This window comes from Lichenicoccus sp., assembly GCF_965276875.1.
Taxonomy (GTDB): domain Bacteria; phylum Pseudomonadota; class Alphaproteobacteria; order Acetobacterales; family Acetobacteraceae; genus Lichenicoccus.
Genome location: NZ_OZ255701.1, coordinates 2,699,662 through 2,721,851, shown reverse-complemented (window position 1 = coordinate 2,721,851; position 22,190 = coordinate 2,699,662). Strand labels below are relative to the sequence as shown.

The following is a 22,190-nucleotide window of genomic DNA, read 5'->3' as shown; positions in this document are numbered from 1 at the left end:
GCGCTTCACTTAGCTTGGTTGGCAGCCTAGGGCGCCAGGCGCGGCATGGACAGTATCGAGCTCAACAAGATCATGGCCGCCTTCGTCATCGCCGGCGCGGTATTCGCCCTGGCGGCCGTGCTCGGGCGTACGCTGGTGCGTTCGCATGCGCCGGAAAAGCCCGCCTTTACAATCCCTGCCGCGCGCCCCAAGCCGCCGATTGCGGCGTTGCCGGCGCAATGAACCCAAGCTGGCTGGCAGCGGCGGAAGCCGCGGTGATGGCGGCCGGAAACGTGATCCGACCGTATTTCAGAATGCCGATCGAGGCGGCCGAGAAGGCGGATGCGAGCCCCGTCACCATCGCCGACCGCGACGCCGAGCGGGCGATGCGCACGGTGCTCGCCGAGCGGCTGCCCGGACACGGCATCCTGGGCGAGGAGTTCGGCCTGGAACGCGGCGAGGCACGCTGTCGCTGGGTGCTCGACCCGATCGACGGCACCCGCGCCTTCATCACCGGCCGGCCGAATTTCGGCGTGCTGCTGGCCCTGTTCGAGGACGCAGTCCCGGTGCTGGGCATCATCGACCAGCCGATCACCGGCGAGCGCTGGATCGGCCTGCGTGACGCGCCGACCCGCTTCGTCTCGAACTCGCTTCCCGGCAGGCCAGGCACCCGGGCCTGTTCGAGCCTGGCGCGCGCGGAACTCTCCTGCACGTCGCCGGAGATGCTGGATGGTTCGGCGCGACCACGCTGGGACTCGCTGCGGCGCTCGGTCAAACGGGCCACGTGGGGCGGGGACTGCTACGCCTACGGCCTGCTGGCCCTCGGGCACATCGACATCATCGCCGAATGCGACATGAAACCATGGGATTGGGCCGCCCTGGTGCCGGTCATCGAAGGCGCCGGCGGCCGCATCACCGACTGGCAGGGGGCGACGCTGCGCGCCGGCGGCGACGGCACCGTCCTCGCCGTCGGCGACCCTGCCCTGCTCGCACCGGCGGTCCGGGCGCTGGCATGCGACGGCGGCATCGGTTAAGCGCAAGGCGGCGCAGCATCACCGAGGACGACCATGCCGAGCGAACTATCGCTGTCGAAGGACCGCATCAGGATCCTGCTGCTGGAGGGGGTGCATGAGAGCGCGGTCGAGCTACTGAGCGCCAGCGGCTATGCCAATATCACCCGGCTCGCTCATGCGCTGGAGGGCGAGGCCCTGCGCGAGGCGGTGCAAGGTGCCCACTTCATCGGCATACGCAGTCGCACCCAGCTCACCGCCGACATCATCGAGGCAGCCGGCAAGCTGATCGCGATCGGCTGCTTTTGCATCGGCACCAACCAGGTCGATCTCGACACCGCGCGTGCCCGCGGTATCCCGGTGTTCAACGCGCCCTATAGCAACACCCGGTCGGTCGCCGAGCTGGTGATCGGCGAGATCATCATGCTGATGCGCGGAATCTTCCCCAAATCGGTCGCCGCTCACGCCGGGGCGTGGAACAAGTCCGCGTCACAGAGCTGGGAGGTGCGTGGCAAGACGCTCGGCATCGTCGGCTATGGCAGCATCGGCAGCCAGCTCTCGGTGCTGGCCGAGGCGCTCGGCATGCGGGTGCTGTATTTCGACGTGGTCGACAAGCTCGGGCACGGCAATGCCGGTGCCGCGCCGACCCTGGACGCGCTGCTGGCGCAAAGCGACGTGGTCAGCCTGCACGTGCCGGCGACGTCGCAGACGCGCAACCTGATCGGGGCGGCGCAAATCGCGCGCATGCGGCCGGGCAGCTTCCTGCTCAACAATGCGCGCGGTCACGTCGTTGACCTCGACGCCCTCGCCGACGCACTGCGGCGCGGCCATCTGCTGGGGGCCGCGATCGACGTCTTCCCGGTCGAGCCCGGCGGCAACAATGAGCCCTTCGAGAGCCCGTTGCAGGGCCTGGAGAACGTCATCCTGACCCCGCATATCGGCGGCTCGACGGCGGAGGCGCAGGACCGCATCGGCGTCGAAGTGGCGCGCAAGCTGATCGCCTACAGCGATGTCGGCGCCACCCTGGGGGCGGTAAATTTCCCCGAGGTGCAGCTCCCGGCGCGCCCGCGCGGCACCCGCTTCATGCACGTGCATCGCAACATTCCGGCATCCTGGGCAGGATCAACGACATCTTCGCCAACGCCGGGGTCAATATCGCCGCCCAGTATCTCGAGACCGACACCGAGATCGGCTACGTGGTAGTCGAAGCCGACACCGACCGCGAGGATGCCAGCCATCTGCTGGACAGCCTGCGCGGACTGGACGGCACGATCCGCGCCCGGCTGCTCTACAAGCGGCCGTAAGGGTTCCTTAACCGTCTCCGGGCGACAGTAGCGGCACGCCGAACAACCGGCGCGCACCGCGTCCGGAAAACCCCGACCATGTCGATCGCACGCGTACGCAGCTTCGCCTTCTCGGGCATCGACGCGGTGCCGGTCGAGGTACAGGTGCAGATCTCCAATGGCCTGCCCGCCTTCCTGATCGTCGGCCTGGCCGACAAGGCAGTCGGCGAGGCGCGCGAGCGGGTGCGCGCGGCACTCACCGCGATGAGCCTGTCGCTGCCGCCCAAGCGCATCCTGGTCAACCTCGCACCTGCCGACCTGCAAAAGGAGGGCAGCCATTTCGATCTCGCAATCGCGCTCGGCGTGCTCGCGGCAATGGAGGTGCTGCCGCGTGACGAGGTCGCCGGCTACGCCGCCATCGGCGAATTGTCGCTCGACGGCCGGATCAACCAGGTCAACGGCGTGCTGCCCGCCGCCCTCGGCGCCAGCGCCGAAGGCATCGGCTTGATCTGCGCCGCCGAACAGGGCGGCGAGGCAGCCTGGGGCGGCGAGATCGAGGTGCTGGCAGCGCCCGACCTGCTTTCCCTGGTCAATCATTTCCGCGGTACCCAGGTGCTGACACCGCCGTCCTTGCCCGGTCTCGCGGAGGCGGAAGGTGGGCTCGACCTCGCCGACGTGCGCGGCATGGAGACCGCCAAGCGGGCGCTGGAGATCAGCGCCGCCGGCGGCCACAGCCTGATGCTCATCGGACCACCGGGAGCCGGCAAGTCGATGCTCGCCGCGCGATTGCCCGGGTTGCTGCCGGATCTCTCCGCCGCCGAAGCCCTGGAAGTCAGCGCGATTCATTCCGTTGCCGGCATGTTGCGCGACGGCAAGCTGGTAACCCGGCCGCCGTTCCGCGAACCGCATCATTCCGCCAGCCAGGCCGCGATCATCGGCGGCGGCCCGCGCGCGCGCCCCGGCGAGGTCAGCCTCGCGCATCGCGGCGTGCTGTTCCTCGACGAGATGCCCGAACTGCCCCGGCAATCGCTCGAAGCCTTGCGCGCACCGATCGAGACCGGCCGCACCACCGTCGCCCGCGCCGCGGCCCACGTCACCTACCCGGCGCGCTTTCAGCTCATCGCCGCGATGAACCCGTGCCGTTGCGGCTATCTCGGCGATGCCACGCGCGAATGTGGGCGCGCGCCGAAATGCGGCGAGGACTATCTCGGCAAGATCAGCGGGCCGATGCTGGACCGGATCGATCTCTGCGTGCAGGTACAGCAGGTGCCGGCCGCCGAAATCGCGCGCACGCCGAAGGGGGAGGCCAGCAGCACCGTCTCCGCCCGGATCGCGCAGGGCCGCGCGCGCGCGCACCGGCGCCAGGACGGCAAATGCAACGCCGAAGCCGCGATCGACGAGATGGCGCTGACGCCGGACGCGATGGCCCTGGCCGAAACCGCGTCTGACCGGCTGCGGCTCTCCGGCCGCGGCTTCACCCGTATGGTTCGCGTCGCGCGCACCATCGCCGACCTCGCCGGCGCCGAGCAGGTCTCCCGCACCCATGTCGCCGAGGCCCTCAGCTATCGCCACCGCGTGCCGGGCAGAAGTTAGCGTCGCCTTTGATGATCGGCTGCGCAGTTTTCATGACAAGCACGAGACCAACACGATCCTTGAGTAACACGGTGTTCAAGAACGCGAAGCAGATCGAGGGCACTATGCATTTCCTTTGTCCATGCGGGCACGTTATTCGGGACCAGACCGATTGCCTGCCCTACAAGGCGCGCTACGTCGCGGATCAGGATTATGCCGATCTTGATCGGATGACTGCCGAACAGATCGATAATGCGTACTGGGACTATCATCGTGAGATGTATCAATGTCAGAAGTGCGGCCGGCTGTTCCTTGAGGATCAGCATAGCCAACAGCTCTTGGCCTTCAAACCTGAGGATCATGACCAGGTTCGTGCCCTCGGCTCGATCCGGGGCCGCGAGTACAAGGTCAGTCTCGAAGGAAACTGGTACAAAATGAATGAGACGCCCGGCGTCCTCAAATGGGGCGACTCAGGAGACCTGTTGGGCGCTTCGGAACGCTTCGATCAATGGGACGATCTCCAGCGGCGTTACTTCGAAATCAAGGACGTCCTTACCCGAGAGAACCGCCTTCGCTACGCTCAGCTGAGAGGTCCGAGCGGACTGGTTGATAGCTTGTTTGTCGGTCAGGATGAATGATGTTGCCTGATCCTGCTTCAGTTTAGGTCCCATCGTTCCCGCAAGGCTGGTGAGTTCGTCGGGGGCAATCGAGCACATGATCGATCTTCCGGCCCATGAAAGCGGTTGGCGCGGCTCGGAACCAAACAGGAACTCGTGCGTTGGCTCGGCATGGACAAACCCAAGGATGCGGTGGACGAGCAGGCTTTGCCGTCGAACACCGAGAAGAACCCCGATGATTGGGCCACTGGCGAGGAGAGCATGACCGGTGCGCAGGCCTCCTACCTCAAGACACTTTGCGCGGAAGCCAACGAGCCGTTCGACGCCAGCCTGAACAAGGCGGACGCCTCCAAGCGCATCGATGCGCTGCAGCAGGCGACGGGACGCGGCAAGTCGCATTGATCGTGCATGCCATCGAATGACCCCAATCTGGCGGCATCCTGCGCGTTGATGGGCTGACGAGCGGTGCCGCGTATGCGTGGGACTTCGAGATTGTCTCGGCTGGCGTCATGGCTGGCAGCGACCAGCTTGGCCGGGGCCGCAATGTTTGGGACGGCGCCGCCGACCAGGGGTCAGGACGTTGGGGCCCAGGGTGGAAGCGATCCGCCAGCACGCGTCGGACGGCTGGCACGGCTGGTCGGCGACGTCTCGACGCACAATGCAGGCATCACGCAATGGACGCCGGCCGTGCTCAACTTTCCGTTCGTATCCGGCGATTCGCTGTGGACACAACCGCAGGCGCAGGCCGAAATCGATGTCGGCGAGAGCGTCATCGTCCTGGCGGATCGCAGCGAGTTCGATCTCGCAACGCTCGATGAGCAGACCCTGGTAGCGGAAGAGCCGCAAGGTGCAGTGTTTCTCGACTTGCGCCATGTCCGGCCCGGCGAGACCTACACGCTCAATACACCCCGTGGTGCGGTGCAGGTTGCGACGGACGGCGAATATGAGGTGTTGGCCGGCGACGCTGCGACGCCGACCCGGCTCGTGGTGGTGCGCGGGGCAGCACAACTGACAAGCGGCGACCTGGCGCTTCGTGTCGGTCCCGGACAGATAGCCGTCGCAACCGGTGGTCAGGGCAGCGTGCAGGGCGATGTGGAGCCGCTGCCCTCCTACGATCCGTTCCTCACGGCGATGTTGTCACGTTATAGCGTGCCGCTGAACGCGCCAGAAATCGTGCAGGGCATGACCGGCGCGCAGGACCTCTCGCAATATGGTTCATGGCAGAGCAGCCCAAGCTATGGCGAGGTCTGGTATCCGCAGGTGGCACCGGACTGGGTGCCGTATAGGGACGGCAGCTGGTCCTACGTCGAGCCATGGGGCTGGACCTGGGTGGACAGCGAACCCTGGGGTTTTGCGCCATTTCACTATGGCCGCTGGGCGCAGATCGGCCCACGCTGGTGCTGGGTGCCGGGGGAGGAAGCGCGCGAGGATCGTGGCGAGCCGGTGTACGCACCGGCGCTGGTCGACTTCGTCGTGGCCGGCGCCGCCGTCGGGGTTGCCGCAGGCGTCCTAGCCGCCTCACTACGGTCGCGACACGGCGATGTCGGCTGGGTGCCGCTGGGTCCGCACGAAGCCTATACGCCGCCCTATAGGGGCAGCCGTCGTTATCTCGGCCGCCTCAATCCGGGCGCCGGATGGCATCACGCGCAATGGCGCGACAAGGACCATGATCGAGGGCATGGCGGCTTCATGAACCGGGACGCCGCGACCATCGCACCAGCGGCGGCGATGGCGCGTTCGCAACCGATCCGGCATGTCGGCTACGGCATCGGCAGCAAGCGGGCACTCGCATTCCGGCAGGCCGCGTCCATACAGGCGGTGCGTGGCAGCGTGCCGGTGCATCCGACGACGGAGACCCACGGCATCACTCCCCGCGTGGCCCACCGCCTCGGGATCGCGGGTATGCCCGCGCGTCCGCATGCGCCAGGGCCGCCGCCGCGGCCGGTATATGGCGGCCCTCCGCCACTGCGCCCGCATGAAGCCAACCGCTTGCAACCGGCGATCGAACCGCGCGGCGCGATGCTCCCCGATTTGGCGCCCCGCCCGGCAGCACCAAGACCGGCAGCACCGCACATGCCACTGCCGCAGGTTATCGGACCACGTCCGGGGCCGGAGCGACTCCCAGCGCGACCGCAGCCGCCGCGGCCTGCCCCGGCCCCGCAGGTCCTCCGCCCTCACGTGTTTGAGCCGCCGGTGCGCAGATTGCAGGAGCCCAGATTGCAGGAGCCTCGCATGATGGCACCGCGTCCCATGCCGATGCCGGCAATACGTCCCATGCCGATGCCGGCAATACGTCCCATGCCGATGCCGGCAATACGTCCCATGCCGATGCCGGCAATACGTCCCATGCCGATGCCGGCACCGCGTCCCATGCCGATGCCGGCAATACGTCCCATGCCGATGCAGCGGCCAATGCAGCCGATGCGCGGGCCGCAGGCGCCGAGCCCTCCACAGGCGCGACCGTTACGGCCGCCGCCGTAACAGTCATTCCGAGGCGGCGCGCAACACGGCGAGGCCGCCCTCGAGATCGGCGATCAGCTCCTCAGGGTCCTCCAGGCCGATATGGAAGCGACAGGCCGGCCCCTCGAAGCGGCTCGATTCCAGGGTTCGGGTGATGGTCGGATTGCTTGGCAGGGCCAGGCTCTCATAGCCGCCCCACGACTCGCCGATGCCGAACACGCCCAGGGCGTCGACCATCGCATCCACCGCGGCAGCATCGAACCCGGGGCGGAACACCACGCCGAACAGGCTGCTGGCACCCGTGAAGTCGCGCAGCCAGAATTCGTGGCCGGGAGAGCCGGGGAGTGCCGGGTGCAGCACACGGGCCACCTCATCGCGTCCGGCGAACCATTCCGCCACCAGCAGCGCCGAGCGTGACTGCCGCTCGAGGCGCACCCCCAAGGTGCGCAGACCGCGCAACGTGAGCCAGCAATCGTCGGGACTGGCATACTGGCCAAGCTGGAGTGCTGCGTCGCGTACGGCGTGCCAAGTGCGGTCGTCGGCCACGGTCACGGCACCCACCACCAGGTCGGCATGGCCGCCGGCATATTTGGTGAGCGCCTGGATCGAGACGTCCGCGCCATGCGCGAACGGCTGAAAAACATGGATGCCCCAGGTGTTGTCGACCAGCAGCTTCGCACCATGCGCGTGCGCCACCCGCGCGATCATCGGCACGTCCTGCACCTCGAAGCTGTGGCTGCCCGGGCTTTCGACGAACACCACCTGGGTGTTGGGGCGCAGCAGCGCGCGCAGGTCCGGCTCCGAGAGCATCGGTTCGTAAAAGCTGGTCTCGACCCCCATACGGCGGAGCATGGTGCCGCAGAAACGGCGGGTCGGGCCGTAGACGCAATCCGGCATCAGGCAATGGCCGCCGGCGGCAAGAAAGGCGAGCAGCGGCGTGGTCACCGCGGCCAGGCCTGACGAGACAATCTGGCTGTGGGTGCCGCCCTCGATTTCGGCGATCACCGCTTCCAGGTGGAACTGCGTCGGCGTGCCGCAGGCGCCGTAGGTCAGCTCGTGGCCGTAACGCAGCGAGCCGCGCTCGCGGAGCGCCTGCAGACTGGGGAACAGGACCGTCGAGCCGCGCGTCACCGGCGGATTGATGAAGCCGTCCTCCGGCCCGTCCGCGCCATCGCCGCCGGCATGCCGCGCCGCCCGCACCATCCGACTCGACAGGCTATTCCAGCTTGCGCCGACCCGCGCGCCGTCGACGGGGGCGCCCAACCATGTCACGAGGAGGTCTCCCTCGGCAGCTCCGGATGGCTGGCCCATTCGGTCCAGGAGCCATCGAACATCGCACCTGGCGGCAGGCCGGCCACGCACAGGCCGAGCGAGAGCACCGAGGCGGTCAGGCCGGAGCCGCAACTCGTCACCACATCCAGGCTGCCATCGATCCCCGCCTCGTTGAAGCGTGCGCGCAGCGCCTCTGGCGGCAGCAGCCGCTTGTCGGCGTCCTGCAGGTCGGTGAACGGCAGGCTGGCGCTGCCCGGTATGTGACCGCCCGGCAGACCGGGACGCGGCTCCGGCGCGCGGCCGTCGAAACGGGCGCGGCTGCGCGCATCTATGACCACGGCCGTGCGCTCGCCGGCGGCGATGGCGATCATGTCGCCGAGACCGACCAGGCGCTCGGCACGAAGCCGCGGCCGGAAGGTGCGGGCAGGCGCAGGCGCGGCCTCGCTTTGCTCCAATGGCAGCGATTCCGCCCGCCAGGCTGCCAAGCCGCCGTCGAGAACCTGGACGCGATCATGGCCGAACAACCCGAGCAGCCACCAGGCCCGCGCGGCGCCGACCAGACCGGCCTTGTCGTAGAGGACCACGTGGCTGTCATTGTCGATGCCGGCTTCACCAGCCAGACGGGCGAACCGGGCCTGGCTCGGGACCATGTGCGGGAGCGTGCCCTCGGGGTCGGAGAAGCGCTCAACGTCGAAGCGGCGCGCGCCGGGAATGTGGGCGTGCAGGAAATCCGCTTCGGGATCGAAGCTCTCGCCGGGCAGCAGAACCGTCGAGTCGAACAGGACCAGATCGCGCGCGCCGAGAATGCGATACAGCGCATGCGGCGTAATCAGAGGGGTCATCAGGGTGCGGACCGTCCAGACAAAGACGGCCTCAACAGATCACTGCGCGGCGTAACCCGCAAGCAGCTCCCTGACCCGCCGGGCCGCTGCGGCGCCCTTCAGGCTGTCCCGCCACATCGTTTCGGCCACCCGCTGATGCGAGGTGACCGCCTCCGGCGCACTGGTGACCAGGGCGACTCCGCTCGCATTGACGCAACTGGCGTCGCTGCGGAAGGGGTTGATCACCAGGGTCGCGCGGTCGCGCTGGCGCAGCAGACTGCAATTGGTGCTGAGCTCGCCGCCCGGGATCAGGCTGAACTGGAGACCCATCGGCTCGGTTTCCAGCATGGCGGCGATGGTCTCGACCTCGGCCGCCGCGACCTTGCGACAGAGCACGCGCAAGCCGCCGCTGAGCGGCAGGCTGTCGGCCACGCCCTGCTCGAGGAAGCGCTGCATTACCGGCTCGGAGATCATCGTGATCAGGTTCGGACGGCGCATCTGATAGGCCCGCTTGCGTGCGCTCATGATGCCCAGCACCTGCTCGGACAGGGCCTTGACGGTCGGCGAATCGCTGCCCGCCTGCTCGGCGACCTCGGCGGAGACCTGGACCAGCACGCTGTCATAGGCCTCCGAGGTGACCAGATAGCAAAGCGGCTCGCCGACCTGGAGCACCTGATCGGCAGTCTCCTCGAGCTGACGCACCCGCTCGAAGAAGCCGATGGTGCGGCTGTAATATTCGACGCCGATGCCCAGTAGCGAGAGCGGCGAGATCTTGAGCAGCTCGGCGAGCCGCTGGACGGTATCCAGCTTGATCACCTCGCCCTTCTCGTAGCGATACAGCGCCGCCCGGGAGACCCCGAGGCGGGCGGCAATCTCCTCGGCCCGCATGCCGGACTCCAGCCGATACGCCCGCAGCTGCTGGCCGATTTCGTTCAGACGCATCGTGTCTTCCTTGAACTCGCACGCACGTGCGGCAGACCCCTATCGAAAAACCTGGACGCCACGCCGCGATGGCGCTGCATACATCAATAAAACGTTAACCAAGCGGTTCTGTCCACAGGGATCGCAACTTTGTTTTTTTCACGAAACACCAAAGGGTCGCCGCGTGGCCCCCAAAGCACGCAGCAGGCACACCAAAGGCTCGCTTGATCGGAGGCGACGTCCTACTTGCTCCAGGCTTCCCGGGGGGCGAAAGGTGCTTATGCCAGAGCGAATCATGATGGGTCTGCTGCTCGGCGGCGTCGCCGCCGGCTGTATCATCGTTCTCTACCCGTTCTTCTCCGCCCTGCTCTGGGCGGCAATCCTGACCTTCACCACCTGGCCGGTCTACAAGCACCTGGCACTGCGTTCGGGTCGCTACACCGCCGCAGCCTTGATGATGATCCTGACCGCGCTGCTGGTGGTGCTGCCGCTGGGCCTGGTTACGTCCGAGGGAGTCCAGGACGCCCCGTGGATCGTCCACTGGGTCGAGACCGCGTTCAGGATGCACCTGCCGGGGCCGCCGCACTGGGTCGAGAACACGCCCGTGATCGGTCATCAGGTGGCGCAGACCTGGAGCAAATGGTCCGCCGACCTGTCAGCCGCCGGTGCTTCGGTGCAGCCCTATCTCGGCGATATCGCCGGGCGCGCGCTGAACCTGCTGGTGCAGCTCGCCAGCGGCCTGTTGCAGCTGGTGCTGGCGCTGTTCATCGCCTTCTTCTTCTGGGTCGGCGGCGAATCGCTGGGCGCGCACGTCGCCGCCATCATCCGTCGCATCGCCGGGCCCTACGCCGACCGGCTGCTCACCGTCACCGGCAACACCGTGCGCGGCACAGTCTATGGCATTCTCGGCACCGCCATCGTCCAGGGCATCCTGACCGGCATCGGCTTCGCCATCGCCAACGTCCCCAGCCCGGTCCTGTTCGGCGGCATGGCGGCCTTCTTCGCGGTGCTGCCGATCGGGGCGCCGCTGGTGTGGGTGCCGGCCGCGGTCTGGCTGGCGCTGACCCATCGGCTGGCCTGGGGGATCGTGCTCGCGGTCTACGGTGTCGTCGCGATCTCCGGCGCCGACCATATCATCCGGCCGATGTTCATCTCGCGCGGCGCGCAATTGCCCTATTTGCTGACCGTGCTCGGCGTACTCGGCGGCGTGCTGGCGTTCGGCGGCCTTGGCATCTTCCTCGGCCCGGTGCTGCTCGGCGTCGGCTATACCCTGGCCATCGAATTTGCCGGCAGCACTCCGGTCACGGAAGAGCTCCTGTGAAGATCGTCAGCTGGAATCTGCTGCGACGGGTTGGCGCCTCCATCGACGATGTCGTGGCCCTCATCGAGGCCGAGCAGCCGCACCTGTTGCTCATGCAGGAGGCAACCCGCGAAATCGATCATCTGCCGTCCCGCGTCGGCGGCGCCTATGCGCGGTCGCCGCTGCCAGGACGCATCCACGGCGTCGCCTGCTGGAGCCCGAGCGGCTTCCTTGCTCCACCGTCGGTCTGGCCGCTGCAGCCAGGCGCCCTGGTTCGTCGGGTTTGCCAGATCGTCGATTGCGGCGCCTTCGCGGTCGCCAACGTGCACCTCTCGCATGGCCAGGTACTGAACCGGCGCCAGCTCCGGCTGATCGCCGAGCGCCTGCCACGCTGCGGCGCCGTGCTGGGCGACTACAATCTCGTGGGACCCGCCTTGCTGCCGGGCTTTCGCGACGTCGGGCCACGCGGGCCGACCCATCGCATGGCCGACATGGTCGGCGTCAGGCTCGATCGCTGCCTGGTACGCGGGCTGGAGTGCGAGCGCACCGCGATCCTGCCGCACCGTCCGTCCGACCATCACCCGATCATGGTCGAGCTGCGGGTGCGTTCATAGATAGGGCAGCATGAGGCGGGCCGCGGAGTCGCGCAATCCGACGAGAAAGCCGCGACGATGCCCGTGCATGGGCTCCCACTGCGTGTGGCGATGCGCCCGCATGAACCGGTCGAGCTCGCCCGCGAGACCACTGTTATAGACCTCGATATCGAGCTCGAAATTCAACCGCAGGCTGCGCACGTCCTGGTTGGCGCTGCCGATCAGCGACCAGGCCTCGTCCACCACCATCAGCTTGGAGTGGTTGAACGGCGGATCGGAGAACCAGATCCGCACGCCAGCGGCACGCAGCGGCGCATTGTTCGGCGTCCGCGCCCAGTCTATCAACCGGTGGTTGCTCTGCCGCGGCAACACCAGGTCGACCTCGACGCCGCGCATTGCCGCCATCGCCAGCACCGTCAGCAGCCGCTCGTCGGGCAGGAAATACGGCGTCATGATCCGCACCGAGCGGCGCGCCAGGGCCACCCCCTGCATGATCGCGAACTCGATCTTCTCGACGTCGGAGTCCGGCCCCGAGGTGATTACCCGGCAGAACGCGGAACCGGCGGCCACCGCGTGGTCCGACACATAAAAAACCGCCTGATCGAGCTCCTCGCCGGTGGTGAATGACCAGTCCTTGGCAAATGCCTCCGTAAGCTGCTCCACCACCGGTCCGCTCACGCGGAAATGGATGTCCGACACCGGGTCACGCGGTCGCGCCCGAAGCAGGTTCTGGGCGGCGATGTTGAGACCCCCGGTGAAACCCACGGTGCCATCGACGACCAGGATCTTCTTGTGCGTGCGCAGGTTGAGGAACGGCATCCGCCAAGGCAGCGCGGAGTGCATGAAACGCGCCACCGGCACCCCCTGCGCGCTCAACCGGCGGGCCACGCGCGGGCGGAAATAGCCGCTGCCGAAGCCATCCACCAACACCCGCACGGCAACGCCGCGCGCCTGTGCCGCGACGATTGCCTCGACGAAGCGGCCGCCGATTCGGTCCTCGAGAAAGATGTAGGAGCACAGCAGCAGGCTGCGCCGCGCCGAGCCGATCGCCTCCAGCATCACCGGATAGGCGTTGTCGCCGTCATGCAGGCAGCGGATCGCATTGCCCGCGAGCAGCGGCCGCTCGGTAAGCCTGCCGACCGCCGCGACCAGAGGGGCGAGATGGCTTTCAAGCTTTGGCGTTTGCGCGGCCTTATCGCGGCCGCTGCTCCAGGGCCGCTGGCTGCTGAGCCGCTTGGCCAGCCGACGCACCCGGTTGATGCCCAGTGTAATGTAGAGGAAGGTGCCGAACAGCGGCGCCAGCCACACGAGCCCGATCCAGCCGATTGCCGCCCCGGTCTCGCGCTTGGTCCGCAGGGCATGCAGCGTAACCGCGATCGCGAGGATGATCCGCACCGGCAGCAGAACAGTCGCGCCAACCGCAAGCAGGTCATGCATGGCAGCTAAGCATCGTGGCTTTAAGCGTTCGGAAGGGAGTTTTCGCTAACCTGCATGGCGAGAGGTTGGGACAGGGGATCATGGTCATCCGTGCGACGATGCAGGAGCGGTGCCGGCGGGGCCACCGCCATGCCTAGCGCGAACAGCTTATCCGTTCCGGGTGTGTCGGACCCGTCACGACGCAGGCGCGCACAGGCCCGGGGAGTCGGCGCGGAAAGCCTGGTGTGTCAGGCGCTTGCACGCGACGGCTGGACCATTCTGCTGCGTCGGGCGCGGACCGCATGCGGCGAGATCGACATTGTCGCAAGCCTTCCTAAAGCGGCTCTGATCGCTTTCGTCGAGGTCAAGGCGCGCGCATACCTATGCGACGCAGCATGCGCCCTGTCGCTTGCGCAACGCCGCCGCCTGATTGCAGCGGCCGGGGTCCTGCTTGCGCAACATCCTGAATGGGCCGGCTGTCATCTGCGCTTTGATCTGGTCTTGCTTGACCATGCCGGGCAGATCCGGCGGATCGCCGACGCCTTCAGGATCGGCGACGATGAGAGCCCAAATTAGCATACCGGTGACGCGACCGATGCCGCCCAAGCGACGCGTGCATCTGGTGGCTGACATAGCCGGGCCGGTGCGCCCGTCGCACCGCCGACACCCGGTGATAGATCGGGGAGCGAGAGGCTGGAGGGCGGTAGATTGGGAGGCGATAGACGGGGTGCGGAGGCGCCGTCAGCGCATCAAGCGTGAGCTTGCTCGCATCGGAACTGGTAACAAGGTGCTGCGCCCGGGACGGCAGCGATACCGCCGCAACCAGGGCCCAGCCAAGCCAGAGCGCCAACAGAATACGCTGTAACGACATCGCCGACCCCTGCGCGAACGCCTCGCGCCTGTCCTACGACAGGGCGGCGGGACGCGTAAAGCGCTGAACTCAGGCTTGGCTGTGGGCCGCCTGGATACCATGCTCGGCAAACAAGGTTTCGAGCTCGCCGGACTGATACATCTCGGTAACGATATCGCAGCCACCGACCAGCTCGCCCTTGACGTAGAGCTGCGGAATCGTAGGCCAGTTCGAGAAGGCCTTCACCCCCTCGCGCAGCTCCTGGTCCTCAAGCACGTTAGCGGTCTGGAAGGGCACGCCCATGTGCGAGAGGATCTGCACCACGCGCGCGGAAAACCCGCATTGCGGGAACATCGCGTTGCCCTTCATGTAGAGCATGACCGGGTTGCTCTCGATTTCGCTCTTGATGCGGGTAAAGACGGTGTCGGACATGGTTGGCTCCTTGTGGATCAGGCTCACGCCATAAGAGGCGGATTGGTCTGCAACGCCAGGGCATGCAGCGCGCCGCCCATATGGCCCTGCAATGCGGCATAGACCATCTGATGCTGCTGCAAACGCGAGCGCCCGCGGAACGACTCGCTCACCACCTTGCAGGCATAGTGATCGCCATCGCCGGCGAGATCCTCGATGCTGACGGTCGCATCCGGCAGGGCCGCCTTGATCAGGCTCTCGATCTCGCCCGCTTCCATCGGCATGTCGCGGTGTTCCTCAAGCATTCATCAGGTCGGGGAAGAAGCGCTCATGCGCCGCCCGCAGCCGCCTGAGCGATATTGTGGCGCCGCTGGACAAAGTCAAACCCGCATCCGACGCCCGTGCCCGGCCCAATCGTCGCGCCGGGATCGCGGCCGCGGCGGCCGCCTCGATCAAGGCGTCGCCATCGGCCACGGCGAGCACGTAGCGCGCCTGGTCCTCGCCGAACCAATAGGCATGCGGCGACATGCCGGAAGCCGGCACATCGAGGGTGCAACCGGCGTCGCCGGCCATCGCCATCTCGGCGATCGCGACCAGCAGGCCGCCGTCGGAGACGTCGTGGCAGGCCTGGACCGTCCCCGACATGATCCGCTGCCGCACGAAATCGCCGTGCCGCCGCTCGGCGTCGAGATCGACCGTTGGCGGCGGCCCGGCCTCGCGGCCGTGGATCTCGCGCAGCCACAGGCTTTGTCCGAGATGCCCGCGCGTCTCGCCGATCAGCACCAGGTCGAGGTCCGGCGCCAGCGACAGACCGACGGCGGCGGCGGCATCGTCGATCACGCCGAGGCCGCCGATTGCGGGGGTCGGCAGGATCGAGACCGAGCCGCCGTCGGCACCGGCGGTCTCGTTGTAGAGCGAGACGTTGCCGCTCACGACCGGGAAGTCCAGCGCCAGGCACGCCTCGCGCATGCCGGCCACGGCATCGGCGAACTGGCCCATCACCTCCGGCTTCTCGGGATTGCCAAAATTGAGGTTGTCGGTGATCGCCAGCGGCCGTGCGCCGGTGGCGGTCAGGTTGCGCCAAGCCTCGGCCACAGCCTGTGCCCCGCCGACGCGGGCATCGGCCGCCACGTAGCGCGGCGTGCAGTCGGTGGTCAGAGCAAGGGCGATGGTGGTGTTCTCGACGCGCACGATGGCGGCGTCGGCGGCACCCGGGCGGCGGATGGTCTGACCGCCGACGGTGCTGTCGTACTGGTCCCACACCCAGGCACGCGAGGCGCCGTCCGGCGAGCCGATCAGCCGAACCAGCGCCGCCTCAATGCCGACCGGATCGGGGGTCGGGCCCAAGGCCGGCGGCGGCGGCGTGGGTGCGGCGGGGCGGTGATAGAGCGGCGCCTGGTCGGCGAGAGGTGCCAGCGGGATATCGGCCTCGACCGCGCCGAGATGGCGGACGATGATATGGCCGGTGTCGGTGAGGGTCCCGATCACCGCGAAATCGAGTTCCCACTTCTCGAACACCGCCTGCGCCTGGGCCGTACGATCCGGGCGCAGCACCATCAGCATGCGCTCCTGGCTTTCCGAGAGCATCATCTCGTAGGCGGTCATCGCGGTCTCGCGCTGCGGCACGCGGTCGAGGTCGAGGTCGATGCCAACACCGCCCTTGCCGGCCATCTCGACCGCCGACGAGGTCAGGCCGGCGGCCCCCATGTCCTGGATCGCCACGATCGCGTCGGTTTCCATCAGCTCCAGACACGCCTCGATCAGCAGCTTCTCGGTGAACGGATCGCCGACCTGCACGGTGGGGCGCTTGACTTGCGCGTCCTCGCCGAAGGCGGCGGAGGCCATGGTGGCACCGTGGATGCCGTCGCGCCCGGTTTTGGAGCCTACATAGACCACCGGATTGCCGATCCCGGCGGCGGTGGAAAGGAAGATGCGGTCGGCGCGGGCGATGCCGACGGTCATCGCATTGACCAGCGGATTGCCGTTATAGCGCGGATGGAAGTTGATCTCGCCACCGACTGTCGGCACCCCGACGCAATTGCCGTAGCCGCCGATGCCGCGCACCACCCCGTCGACGATGCGACGGGTGGAGGGGTCCGCGGGGTCGCCGAAACGCAGGGCGTTCAGGTTGGCGATCGGCCTGGCACCCATGGTGAAGACATCGCGGAGGATGCCGCCGACTCCGGTCGCTGCCCCCTGATACGGCTCGATGAAGGAGGGGTGGTTATGGCTCTCCATCTTGAAGATGGCGGCAAGCCCCTGGCCGATATCGACCACACCGGCATTCTCGCCAGGCCCGTGGATGACCCAGGGCGCGGTCGTCGGCAGGGTGCGCAGCCAAACGCGCGAGGATTTGTAGGAGCAGTGCTCGGACCACATGACGGAGAAGATGCCAAGTTCGGTCAGGGTCGGGGTGCGGCCCATGATCGCGCACACGCGCTCGTACTCAGTGTCGGTCAGTCCAAAGCTGCGAGCCAATGCGGCGTCGACCGGCTTCATGCGGCGAGCGCCTCGAGCAGGCCCGAGAACAGCTTGCGCCCGTCGGTGCCGCCGGTCAGCGGATCGACCACGTCCTCGAGATGCGGCATCAGGCCGAGCACGCGCAGGTTCTCGCTCAGGATACCGGCGATGGACCGGGCGCTGCCATTGGGATTGTCGCGCGCATAGCGGAAAGCAACGCGTCCCTCGCCCTCCAGGCGGTCGAGCGTCGCCTCGTCGGCCACATAGTTGCCGTCACCATGCGCGAGCGGGGCGCGCACGACGTCGCCCTCCTGCCACTGCCTGGTAAAGGCAGTGCCGGCGCGCGCCACGCGCAGGTCGCAATCGTGCGACAGAAAACGCAGGCCCGCATTGCGCAGCAGTGCGCCCGGTAGCAAACCGGCTTCGGTCAGGATCTGAAAGCCGTTGCAGACGCCAAGGACATGGCCGCCGGCCTCGGCAAAGGCGCGCACCGCCGGCATGATCGGCGAGTGCGCCGCCATCGCGCCGCAACGCAGATAGTCGCCGTGACTGAACCCGCCCGGCAGCACGACCAAATCGAGCGGCGGCAACTCGGTCTCCCGGTGCCAGACTTGCAGCGGCGCTACTCCGGTGGCACCGCGCAGGGCGATCGCCATGTCGCGCTCCCGGTTGGTGCCGGGAAACAGCACGATAGCGGCGCGCATGGACTCAGCCGGCGCCGCAGGGATAGGTGTCGTGCAGCGCGTAATACACCGTCTCGCCGACCTGCTTGCCCAGCATGTTCTGATGCGAGCCCAGCCAGGACATCACCGCCTGGCGCATCGCCGCACCGCTCGCCGTCCGCGGCACGCAGATGCCCGCCTTTCGCAAATCGCCGCTGGAGCCGCCGGGGAGCTTCTGGATCAGCGCGAAGCTGTCGGCCATGCCGGTGATATAGGCGTCGCAGATCTGCTGGCCGCCGTTGCGCGGACTGCGGCAGTATTGCGCGAACCGGCCCGCCTGCATCGGCGAGACGCGCTGCGCGTGTGCGGCGCCGGCGGACAGCAGCAGTGCTGCGGCAAGGAAACTGGTCATCCGGACCTTCATGGCAGCACCTCGACGCTGAAGGTTTCGATCACTGCATTGGCCAGCAGCCGATGGCCCATCGACTCCGCCTGCGTACGGGCGCGGTCGGCGTCGGTGTCGGCGAGATCGAGTTCGATGACCCGACCGGCACGCACTTCGCCGACCTCATCAAAGCCCAATACATGCAGCGCATGGCCGATGGCGCGTCCTTGCGGGTCGAGCACGCCGTCCTTGAGCATGACGGTCACCCTGGCCTTCACTGCATAAGCTCCGGTCCCTTCAGGTCATTGTTGCCGGCTTCGGGCAGGATGCCGAGCCGCTTGGCGACCTCCTGATAGGCCTCCTCGACCCGTCCAAGGTCGCGCCGGAAACGGTCCTTGTCGAGCTTCTCGCTGGTCTTGCTGTCCCACAGCCGGCAATTATCCGGACTGATCTCGTCGGCCAGCACCAGGCGCATGTCCTCGTTTTCCCACAGCCGGCCGAACTCCAGCTTGAAATCGACGAGGGTGATGCCGATTCCGAGGAACAAGCCGGTCAGGAAGTCGTTAATGCGCAACGCCAGGGCGACCATGTCGTCCATGTCGGCGGTGGACGCCCAGCCGAAGGCGGTGATGTGCTCCTCGGCGACCATCGGATCGCCGAGTGCGTCGTTCTTGTAGTAATATTCGATGATCGAGCGCGGCAGCCGGGTGCCCTCCGGAATACCGAGCCGCTTGCTGAGGCTGCCGGCGGAAACATTGCGCACCACCACCTCGATGGGGATGATCTCCACTTCGCGGATGAGTTGTTCGCGCATGTTGAGCCGGCGGACGAAATGCGTCGGCACGCCGATCTCGTTCAGGCGCAGCATCAGATGCTCGCTGATTCGGTTGTTGAGCACGCCCTTGCCGGTGATGATCCCCTTCTTGGCGCCGTTCCCGGCCGTCGCATCGTCCTTGAAATACTGAACGAGTGTCCCGGGTTCGGGGCCCTCGAACAGGATCTTGGCCTTGCCTTCGTAGAGCTGTCGGCGACGTGCCATCATCGTCCTTGATTGAACGGCGCGTCGGTTGGCGCGCGCGGGCGGGCTATAGCATCCCGGTCAGGCGAACGCGACCGGCTCGAAGGGAGCACGATCCGGGGGGCCTGCGGCAAACAGCCAACTTGGGGTAGCGTCGGAATCATCCGGGACGCCGAGAAGCGAGGAATTACTGGTGCCGAAACCGCTGCGCGGCGGGATGTTCAGCTCGCTCCCGGCCGGCAACGAGCGGTCGGAGAGCAGGGCGATCCAACTCTTCCAGTCTGGCGGCTGCGGGGTCGGCGCCGATTGGAAGCGCGGCAGATGGCGGGCAATTCGGGGGATCTTCATGTCGTCGGGGCCGGCAGTCGCGATCATGTGCATGCCGGGGTCGAGAACCGTCACCTCCGCATGACCGTAGCCGAGGCCGCAAAGATAGAAAGCGTGGTGCCGGTCGGCCACCACCATGTTGAACGAACGCATGCTGCCTGCGTCGAGCGAGGCGATCGCGCGTGCGGCCGCCTCGGCCGTCTCATGTGCCAGGCCGACCAGCGGCAGGTCGCCGCGCGAGCGCTTGCCAGGTGCGGGGCCCAGACTGCCGACCCGGTTCAGCACCGCGGCCGCGACCCCTTTGTCGTTGACGGCAAGCCAGCTCCCACCCCCGAGTCCGTCGCGTCCGCCGACGATGCCGGGCTGTTCCGGCCAGTGTCGCCCTGGCGCCTGCCAGGGACGATCCAGTCGCTCGTCACGGTTTGCCGCAATGAGGAGAGGCCAACGCTGGCCAGGATTGGTGGAGACGATGACTGTGCACACGACATTGTTTATATGGAGTATGATGCGCCGCGGCAAAGGCCGACCGACGGAAAGCGGCCGATTTTTGCGGCACTGCGTCAGTTTGGTGGCAGTGTAGCCGGTCCCGGGTCGCCGAAGACACGCTGGTAACTCGTGTCCAAAGCTGCCAAGTGGCGCTCGGCTTGCATGGCGGCATCGAGTGCCTCGACGGAAACCCGGCCCGCGACCTCAGGGTCGGCGTCGAGGTTGTCGCGAAAGCTGCGCCCGTCCGGCTGTCCGAGTCGCGTCCAGGTGGCCATCGCGTTGCGCTGCACGATCCGATAGGCGTCCTCGCGCTGGATGCCGGCGCGCGCCAGCGCCAGCAGAACCTCGCCGCTATGCACGACGCCGCCGAGGCTTTCAAGGTTGGCCGCCATCCGCTCTGGATAGACCACCAGCGTCTCGATCATGCCGGCCAGACGGGCCAGCGCGAAATCCAGGCCGATGGTCGCATCCGGGGCGATGTTGCGCTCCACCGACGAGTGGCTGATGTCGCGCTCGTGCCAGAGTGCGACGTTCTCCAGCGCCGGCCCCACGGCACTGCGCACCAGACGCGCGAGCCCCGTCAGGTTCTCGCTCAGCACCGGGTTGCGCTTGTGCGGCATCGCCGAGGAGCCCTTCTGCCCGGCATGGAAGAACTCCTCCGCCTCGCGCACCTCCGAGCGCTGCAGGTGGCGCACCTCCACTGCCAGCCGCTCGATGCCGCTCGCCACCACCCCGAGCGCGCAAAAGAACGCCGCATGACGGTCGCGCGGGATCACCTGTGTGGAGACCGGCTCCGGCCGCAACCGCAGCCGCGCCGCCACGAACGCCTCCACCTCGGGCGAAACGTGCGCGTAGGTGCCGACGGCGCCGGAGATCGCGCAGGTGGCGATCTCCGCGCGCGCCGCCACCAGGCGCGCCCGGTTACGATCGAACTCGGCATAATGGCCGGCGAGCTTGAGCCCGAAGCTGGTCGGCTCGGCATGGATGCCGTGGCTACGACCGATGGTAAGGGTGAATTTGTGCTCGAAGGCGCGCCTGCGGAGTGCGGCCAGCACCGCATCGACATCCGCGATCAGCAGGTCGGCGGCCTGGGTGAGCTGCACCGCAAGACAGGTATCGAGCACGTCGCTGCTGGTCATGCCGAGATGCACGAAGCGGCTCTCGGGTCCGATCTTCTCGGCGAGCCAGGTCAGAAAGGCGATCACGTCGTGGCGGGTTTCCGCCTCGATCGCATCGATCCGCGCCAGATCCGCGTCCGAAAAGGCCGCCATCGCAACATCGCCGCGCTCGCGGATGACGGACGCGGCTGCGGCCGGCACGTCGCCGTGTGCTGCCATCGCCTCGGCGGCGAGGGCTTCGATCTCGAACCAGATGCAATAGCGGTTGGCCGGCGCCCAGATGGCGGCCATGGCGGGACGGCTGTAGCGCGGAACCATGCGGCTTATGTCCTGCATGCTTGGGGGTGGATCGCCGCTCCTGTAGAGCATCCGACCGCGTCATCACAGGGGGCGCATAAGCGGGGGGGCGCCTAAGCGGGGGCTGCGGCGTGCTACGCAGCCCCGATGATGCCCGATCCGCTCGCAGCCCAACTGCTCGACCTCGTCCAGGTCCTGCTGATCGACCTCACGCTCGCCGGCGACAACGCGGTGGTGGTCGGCCTGGCGGTGATCAACCTGCCGAACCGCGAACGACGCATTGCCATCCTGGTCGGGATTCTAGCGGCCACCGTAATGCGCGTCGGCTTTGCCACGATCGCGCTCAAGCTGCTCGCAATCGTCGGGCTCACGCTGGCCGGAGGGCTGCTGCTGCTGTGGGTGTGCTGGCGCATGCTGCGCGAGTTGCGCGCGCACGCCGAGGCGGGGGCGGCCGAGCCGGACAGGGCCGCGGCTCCCGGCGACATGCGCCGCGCCATCCTGCGGATCGTGCTCGCCGACCTGTCGATGAGCCTGGACAACATCCTTGCCGTCGCCGGTGCAGCCGGCCAACATCTGTGGGTGCTGGTCACCGGGCTGACCGTCTCTGTGCTGCTGATGGGAGCGGCCGCCTCGCTGATGGCGCGGCTGCTGACGCGCTACCGCTGGATTGGCTGGGTGGGGCTGCTGGTGGTGCTCGCCGTCGCCCTCGAACTAATCTACAGAGGCACGCACCAGGTGCTGGTGCATACCGGCGCCGTGCCATGACGAGGCATCGAATCCTCCGGTTCGATCAGGATTTCCAAATACCCGCCCCTCGCACGCGCCGCTGAATTGATCTTCAAACGTACGCTAATGATGTTGCTGCACACCGGCGCGCCGAGGGGGAATGAGATGGCCGGTCACGCACGACATCGCTTTCATGCACCTCCGGA

General features: G+C 67.4%; 23 protein-coding genes and 1 pseudogene. 11 read left to right on the top strand and 13 right to left on the bottom strand.

Going from position 1 to position 22,190, the window contains the following annotated elements:
- The first annotated feature begins 45 nt into the window (after positions 1-45).
- The 7 genes and pseudogenes from ACQY4K_RS13240 (at position 46) to ACQY4K_RS13210 (ending at position 6,942) form a co-directional block, all read left to right on the top strand.
- On the top strand, positions 46-222 hold the full coding sequence (locus ACQY4K_RS13240) for a hypothetical protein (RefSeq protein ID WP_428390663.1): 177 nt from the start codon (positions 46-48) through the stop codon (positions 220-222).
- A complete protein-coding gene (locus tag ACQY4K_RS13235) occupies positions 219-1,013 on the top strand; it encodes an inositol monophosphatase family protein (RefSeq protein ID WP_428390662.1) in 795 nt (264 codons plus the stop codon). Before ACQY4K_RS13240 ends, ACQY4K_RS13235 begins: the two co-directional genes overlap by 4 nt.
- 33 nt (positions 1,014-1,046) lie before the next feature.
- Positions 1,047-2,293: pseudogene (gene serA, locus ACQY4K_RS13230) on the top strand (phosphoglycerate dehydrogenase).
- Between the two features lie 78 nt (positions 2,294-2,371).
- On the top strand, positions 2,372-3,865 hold the full coding sequence (locus ACQY4K_RS13225; RefSeq protein ID WP_428390661.1) for a YifB family Mg chelatase-like AAA ATPase: 1,494 nt from the start codon (positions 2,372-2,374) through the stop codon (positions 3,863-3,865).
- Positions 3,866-3,936: 71 nt separating this feature from the next.
- Complete coding sequence (locus tag ACQY4K_RS13220; protein WP_428390660.1) at positions 3,937-4,482, top strand: hypothetical protein; 546 nt, start codon at positions 3,937-3,939, stop codon at positions 4,480-4,482.
- A gap of 105 nt (positions 4,483-4,587) precedes the next feature.
- Positions 4,588-4,863, top strand: coding sequence for a DUF3072 domain-containing protein (locus tag ACQY4K_RS13215; RefSeq protein ID WP_428390659.1), 276 nt, complete (start codon positions 4,588-4,590; stop codon positions 4,861-4,863).
- Positions 4,864-4,989: 126 nt separating this feature from the next.
- Complete coding sequence (locus ACQY4K_RS13210) at positions 4,990-6,942, top strand: DUF6600 domain-containing protein (RefSeq protein WP_428390658.1); 1,953 nt, start codon at positions 4,990-4,992, stop codon at positions 6,940-6,942.
- Positions 6,943-6,945: 3 nt separating this feature from the next.
- Here ACQY4K_RS13210 and metC read toward each other — a convergent pair whose 3' ends face one another.
- The 3 genes from metC to ACQY4K_RS13195 form a co-directional block, all read right to left on the bottom strand.
- Positions 6,946-8,124 (bottom strand): cystathionine beta-lyase, encoded by a 1,179-nt coding sequence (gene metC / locus ACQY4K_RS13205; RefSeq protein WP_428396121.1) that lies wholly within the window; start codon positions 8,122-8,124, stop codon positions 6,946-6,948.
- Between the two features lie 65 nt (positions 8,125-8,189).
- Positions 8,190-9,035, bottom strand: a complete 846-nt coding sequence (locus ACQY4K_RS13200) for a sulfurtransferase (RefSeq protein WP_428390657.1) — start codon at positions 9,033-9,035, stop codon at positions 8,190-8,192.
- Positions 9,036-9,074: 39 nt separating this feature from the next.
- The gene (locus tag ACQY4K_RS13195) at positions 9,075-9,956 is read right to left on the bottom strand and encodes a helix-turn-helix domain-containing protein (RefSeq protein WP_428390656.1); all 882 of its coding nucleotides are present in this window, start codon (positions 9,954-9,956) and stop codon (positions 9,075-9,077) included.
- 259 nt (positions 9,957-10,215) lie between these two features.
- On the opposite strand from ACQY4K_RS13195, the gene ACQY4K_RS13190 reads away from it, so the two are divergent.
- Both ACQY4K_RS13190 and ACQY4K_RS13185 read left to right on the top strand, forming a co-directional pair.
- Positions 10,216-11,256 (top strand): AI-2E family transporter, encoded by a 1,041-nt coding sequence (locus ACQY4K_RS13190; RefSeq protein ID WP_428390655.1) that lies wholly within the window; start codon positions 10,216-10,218, stop codon positions 11,254-11,256.
- Entirely contained in the window at positions 11,253-11,849 is a 597-nt protein-coding gene (locus ACQY4K_RS13185; RefSeq protein WP_428390654.1) for an endonuclease/exonuclease/phosphatase family protein, read from the top strand. Before ACQY4K_RS13190 ends, ACQY4K_RS13185 begins: the two co-directional genes overlap by 4 nt.
- Here ACQY4K_RS13185 and ACQY4K_RS13180 read toward each other — a convergent pair.
- Positions 11,844-13,265, bottom strand: coding sequence for a phospholipase D-like domain-containing protein (locus ACQY4K_RS13180; RefSeq protein ID WP_428390653.1), 1,422 nt, complete (start codon positions 13,263-13,265; stop codon positions 11,844-11,846). The two genes, ACQY4K_RS13185 and ACQY4K_RS13180, sit on opposite strands and share 6 nt — an antisense overlap.
- Before the next feature lie 54 nt (positions 13,266-13,319).
- Between ACQY4K_RS13180 and ACQY4K_RS13175 the strand changes: the two genes are divergently transcribed.
- A complete protein-coding gene (locus ACQY4K_RS13175; RefSeq protein ID WP_428390652.1) occupies positions 13,320-13,820 on the top strand; it encodes a YraN family protein in 501 nt (166 codons plus the stop codon).
- Between the two features lie 364 nt (positions 13,821-14,184).
- On the opposite strand, the gene grxD is transcribed toward ACQY4K_RS13175, so the two are convergent.
- The 9 genes from grxD to purB form a co-directional block, all read right to left on the bottom strand.
- A complete protein-coding gene (gene grxD, locus ACQY4K_RS13170; RefSeq protein WP_428390651.1) occupies positions 14,185-14,526 on the bottom strand; it encodes a Grx4 family monothiol glutaredoxin in 342 nt (113 codons plus the stop codon).
- A 23-nt stretch (positions 14,527-14,549) separates the two neighbouring features.
- A complete protein-coding gene (locus ACQY4K_RS13165) occupies positions 14,550-14,789 on the bottom strand; it encodes a BolA family protein (RefSeq protein ID WP_428390650.1) in 240 nt (79 codons plus the stop codon).
- A gap of 13 nt (positions 14,790-14,802) precedes the next feature.
- Positions 14,803-17,004 carry a phosphoribosylformylglycinamidine synthase subunit PurL gene (gene purL / locus ACQY4K_RS13160; RefSeq protein WP_428390649.1) on the bottom strand — a complete coding sequence of 734 codons (2,202 nt, stop codon included), beginning with the start codon at positions 17,002-17,004 and terminating at the stop codon, positions 14,803-14,805.
- Positions 17,001-17,669 (bottom strand): phosphoribosylformylglycinamidine synthase subunit PurQ, encoded by a 669-nt coding sequence (gene purQ, locus ACQY4K_RS13155; protein WP_428390648.1) that lies wholly within the window; start codon positions 17,667-17,669, stop codon positions 17,001-17,003. Before purQ ends, purL begins: the two co-directional genes overlap by 4 nt.
- A gap of 4 nt (positions 17,670-17,673) precedes the next feature.
- Positions 17,674-18,039 carry a Rap1a/Tai family immunity protein gene (locus ACQY4K_RS13150; RefSeq protein WP_428390647.1) on the bottom strand — a complete coding sequence of 122 codons (366 nt, stop codon included), beginning with the start codon at positions 18,037-18,039 and terminating at the stop codon, positions 17,674-17,676.
- Between the two features lie 8 nt (positions 18,040-18,047).
- On the bottom strand, positions 18,048-18,290 hold the full coding sequence (gene purS / locus ACQY4K_RS13145; RefSeq protein ID WP_428390646.1) for a phosphoribosylformylglycinamidine synthase subunit PurS: 243 nt from the start codon (positions 18,288-18,290) through the stop codon (positions 18,048-18,050).
- Positions 18,287-19,051: a phosphoribosylaminoimidazolesuccinocarboxamide synthase gene (purC, locus tag ACQY4K_RS13140; protein WP_428396119.1), complete on the bottom strand. Its 765-nt coding sequence runs from the start codon at positions 19,049-19,051 to the stop codon at positions 18,287-18,289. Before purC ends, purS begins: the two co-directional genes overlap by 4 nt.
- A 60-nt stretch (positions 19,052-19,111) precedes the next feature.
- Positions 19,112-19,840, bottom strand: a complete 729-nt coding sequence (locus ACQY4K_RS13135; RefSeq protein ID WP_428390645.1) for an NRDE family protein — start codon at positions 19,838-19,840, stop codon at positions 19,112-19,114.
- Positions 19,841-19,917: 77 nt separating this feature from the next.
- The gene (purB, locus tag ACQY4K_RS13130; RefSeq protein ID WP_428390644.1) at positions 19,918-21,279 is read right to left on the bottom strand and encodes an adenylosuccinate lyase; all 1,362 of its coding nucleotides are present in this window, start codon (positions 21,277-21,279) and stop codon (positions 19,918-19,920) included.
- 126 nt (positions 21,280-21,405) lie between these two features.
- On the opposite strand from purB, the gene ACQY4K_RS13125 reads away from it, so the two are divergent.
- Complete coding sequence (locus ACQY4K_RS13125) at positions 21,406-22,023, top strand: YjbE family putative metal transport protein (RefSeq protein ID WP_428390643.1); 618 nt, start codon at positions 21,406-21,408, stop codon at positions 22,021-22,023.
- Positions 22,024-22,190 lie beyond the last annotated feature (167 nt).

Excerpts from the sequence above, each read along its gene's own strand:
- ACQY4K_RS13125 (WP_428390643.1), top strand. The coding sequence starts at position 21,406 with ATGATGCCCGATCCGCTCGCAGCCCAACTGCTCGACCTCGTCCAGGTC.
- ACQY4K_RS13240 (WP_428390663.1), top strand. The coding sequence starts at position 46 with ATGGACAGTATCGAGCTCAACAAGATCATGGCCGCCTTCGTCATCGCC.
- grxD (WP_428390651.1), bottom strand. The coding sequence starts at position 14,526 with ATGTCCGACACCGTCTTTACCCGCATCAAGAGCGAAATCGAGAGCAAC.
- purQ (WP_428390648.1), bottom strand. The coding sequence starts at position 17,669 with ATGCGCGCCGCTATCGTGCTGTTTCCCGGCACCAACCGGGAGCGCGAC.
- metC (WP_428396121.1), bottom strand. The coding sequence starts at position 8,124 with ATGGTGCGGGCGGCGCGGCATGCCGGCGGCGATGGCGCGGACGGGCCG.
- purB (WP_428390644.1), bottom strand. The coding sequence starts at position 21,279 with ATGGTTCCGCGCTACAGCCGTCCCGCCATGGCCGCCATCTGGGCGCCG.
- purC (WP_428396119.1), bottom strand. The coding sequence starts at position 19,051 with ATGGCACGTCGCCGACAGCTCTACGAAGGCAAGGCCAAGATCCTGTTC.
- ACQY4K_RS13180 (WP_428390653.1), bottom strand. The coding sequence starts at position 13,265 with ATGCATGACCTGCTTGCGGTTGGCGCGACTGTTCTGCTGCCGGTGCGG.
- ACQY4K_RS13165 (WP_428390650.1), bottom strand. The coding sequence starts at position 14,789 with ATGCCGATGGAAGCGGGCGAGATCGAGAGCCTGATCAAGGCGGCCCTG.
- ACQY4K_RS13175 (WP_428390652.1), top strand. The coding sequence starts at position 13,320 with ATGGCGAGAGGTTGGGACAGGGGATCATGGTCATCCGTGCGACGATGC.
- ACQY4K_RS13225 (WP_428390661.1), top strand. The coding sequence starts at position 2,372 with ATGTCGATCGCACGCGTACGCAGCTTCGCCTTCTCGGGCATCGACGCG.
- ACQY4K_RS13200 (WP_428390657.1), bottom strand. The coding sequence starts at position 9,035 with ATGACCCCTCTGATTACGCCGCATGCGCTGTATCGCATTCTCGGCGCG.
- ACQY4K_RS13235 (WP_428390662.1), top strand. The coding sequence starts at position 219 with ATGAACCCAAGCTGGCTGGCAGCGGCGGAAGCCGCGGTGATGGCGGCC.
- purL (WP_428390649.1), bottom strand. The coding sequence starts at position 17,004 with ATGAAGCCGGTCGACGCCGCATTGGCTCGCAGCTTTGGACTGACCGAC.
- ACQY4K_RS13150 (WP_428390647.1), bottom strand. The coding sequence starts at position 18,039 with ATGACCAGTTTCCTTGCCGCAGCACTGCTGCTGTCCGCCGGCGCCGCA.
- ACQY4K_RS13190 (WP_428390655.1), top strand. The coding sequence starts at position 10,216 with ATGCCAGAGCGAATCATGATGGGTCTGCTGCTCGGCGGCGTCGCCGCC.
- ACQY4K_RS13195 (WP_428390656.1), bottom strand. The coding sequence starts at position 9,956 with ATGCGTCTGAACGAAATCGGCCAGCAGCTGCGGGCGTATCGGCTGGAG.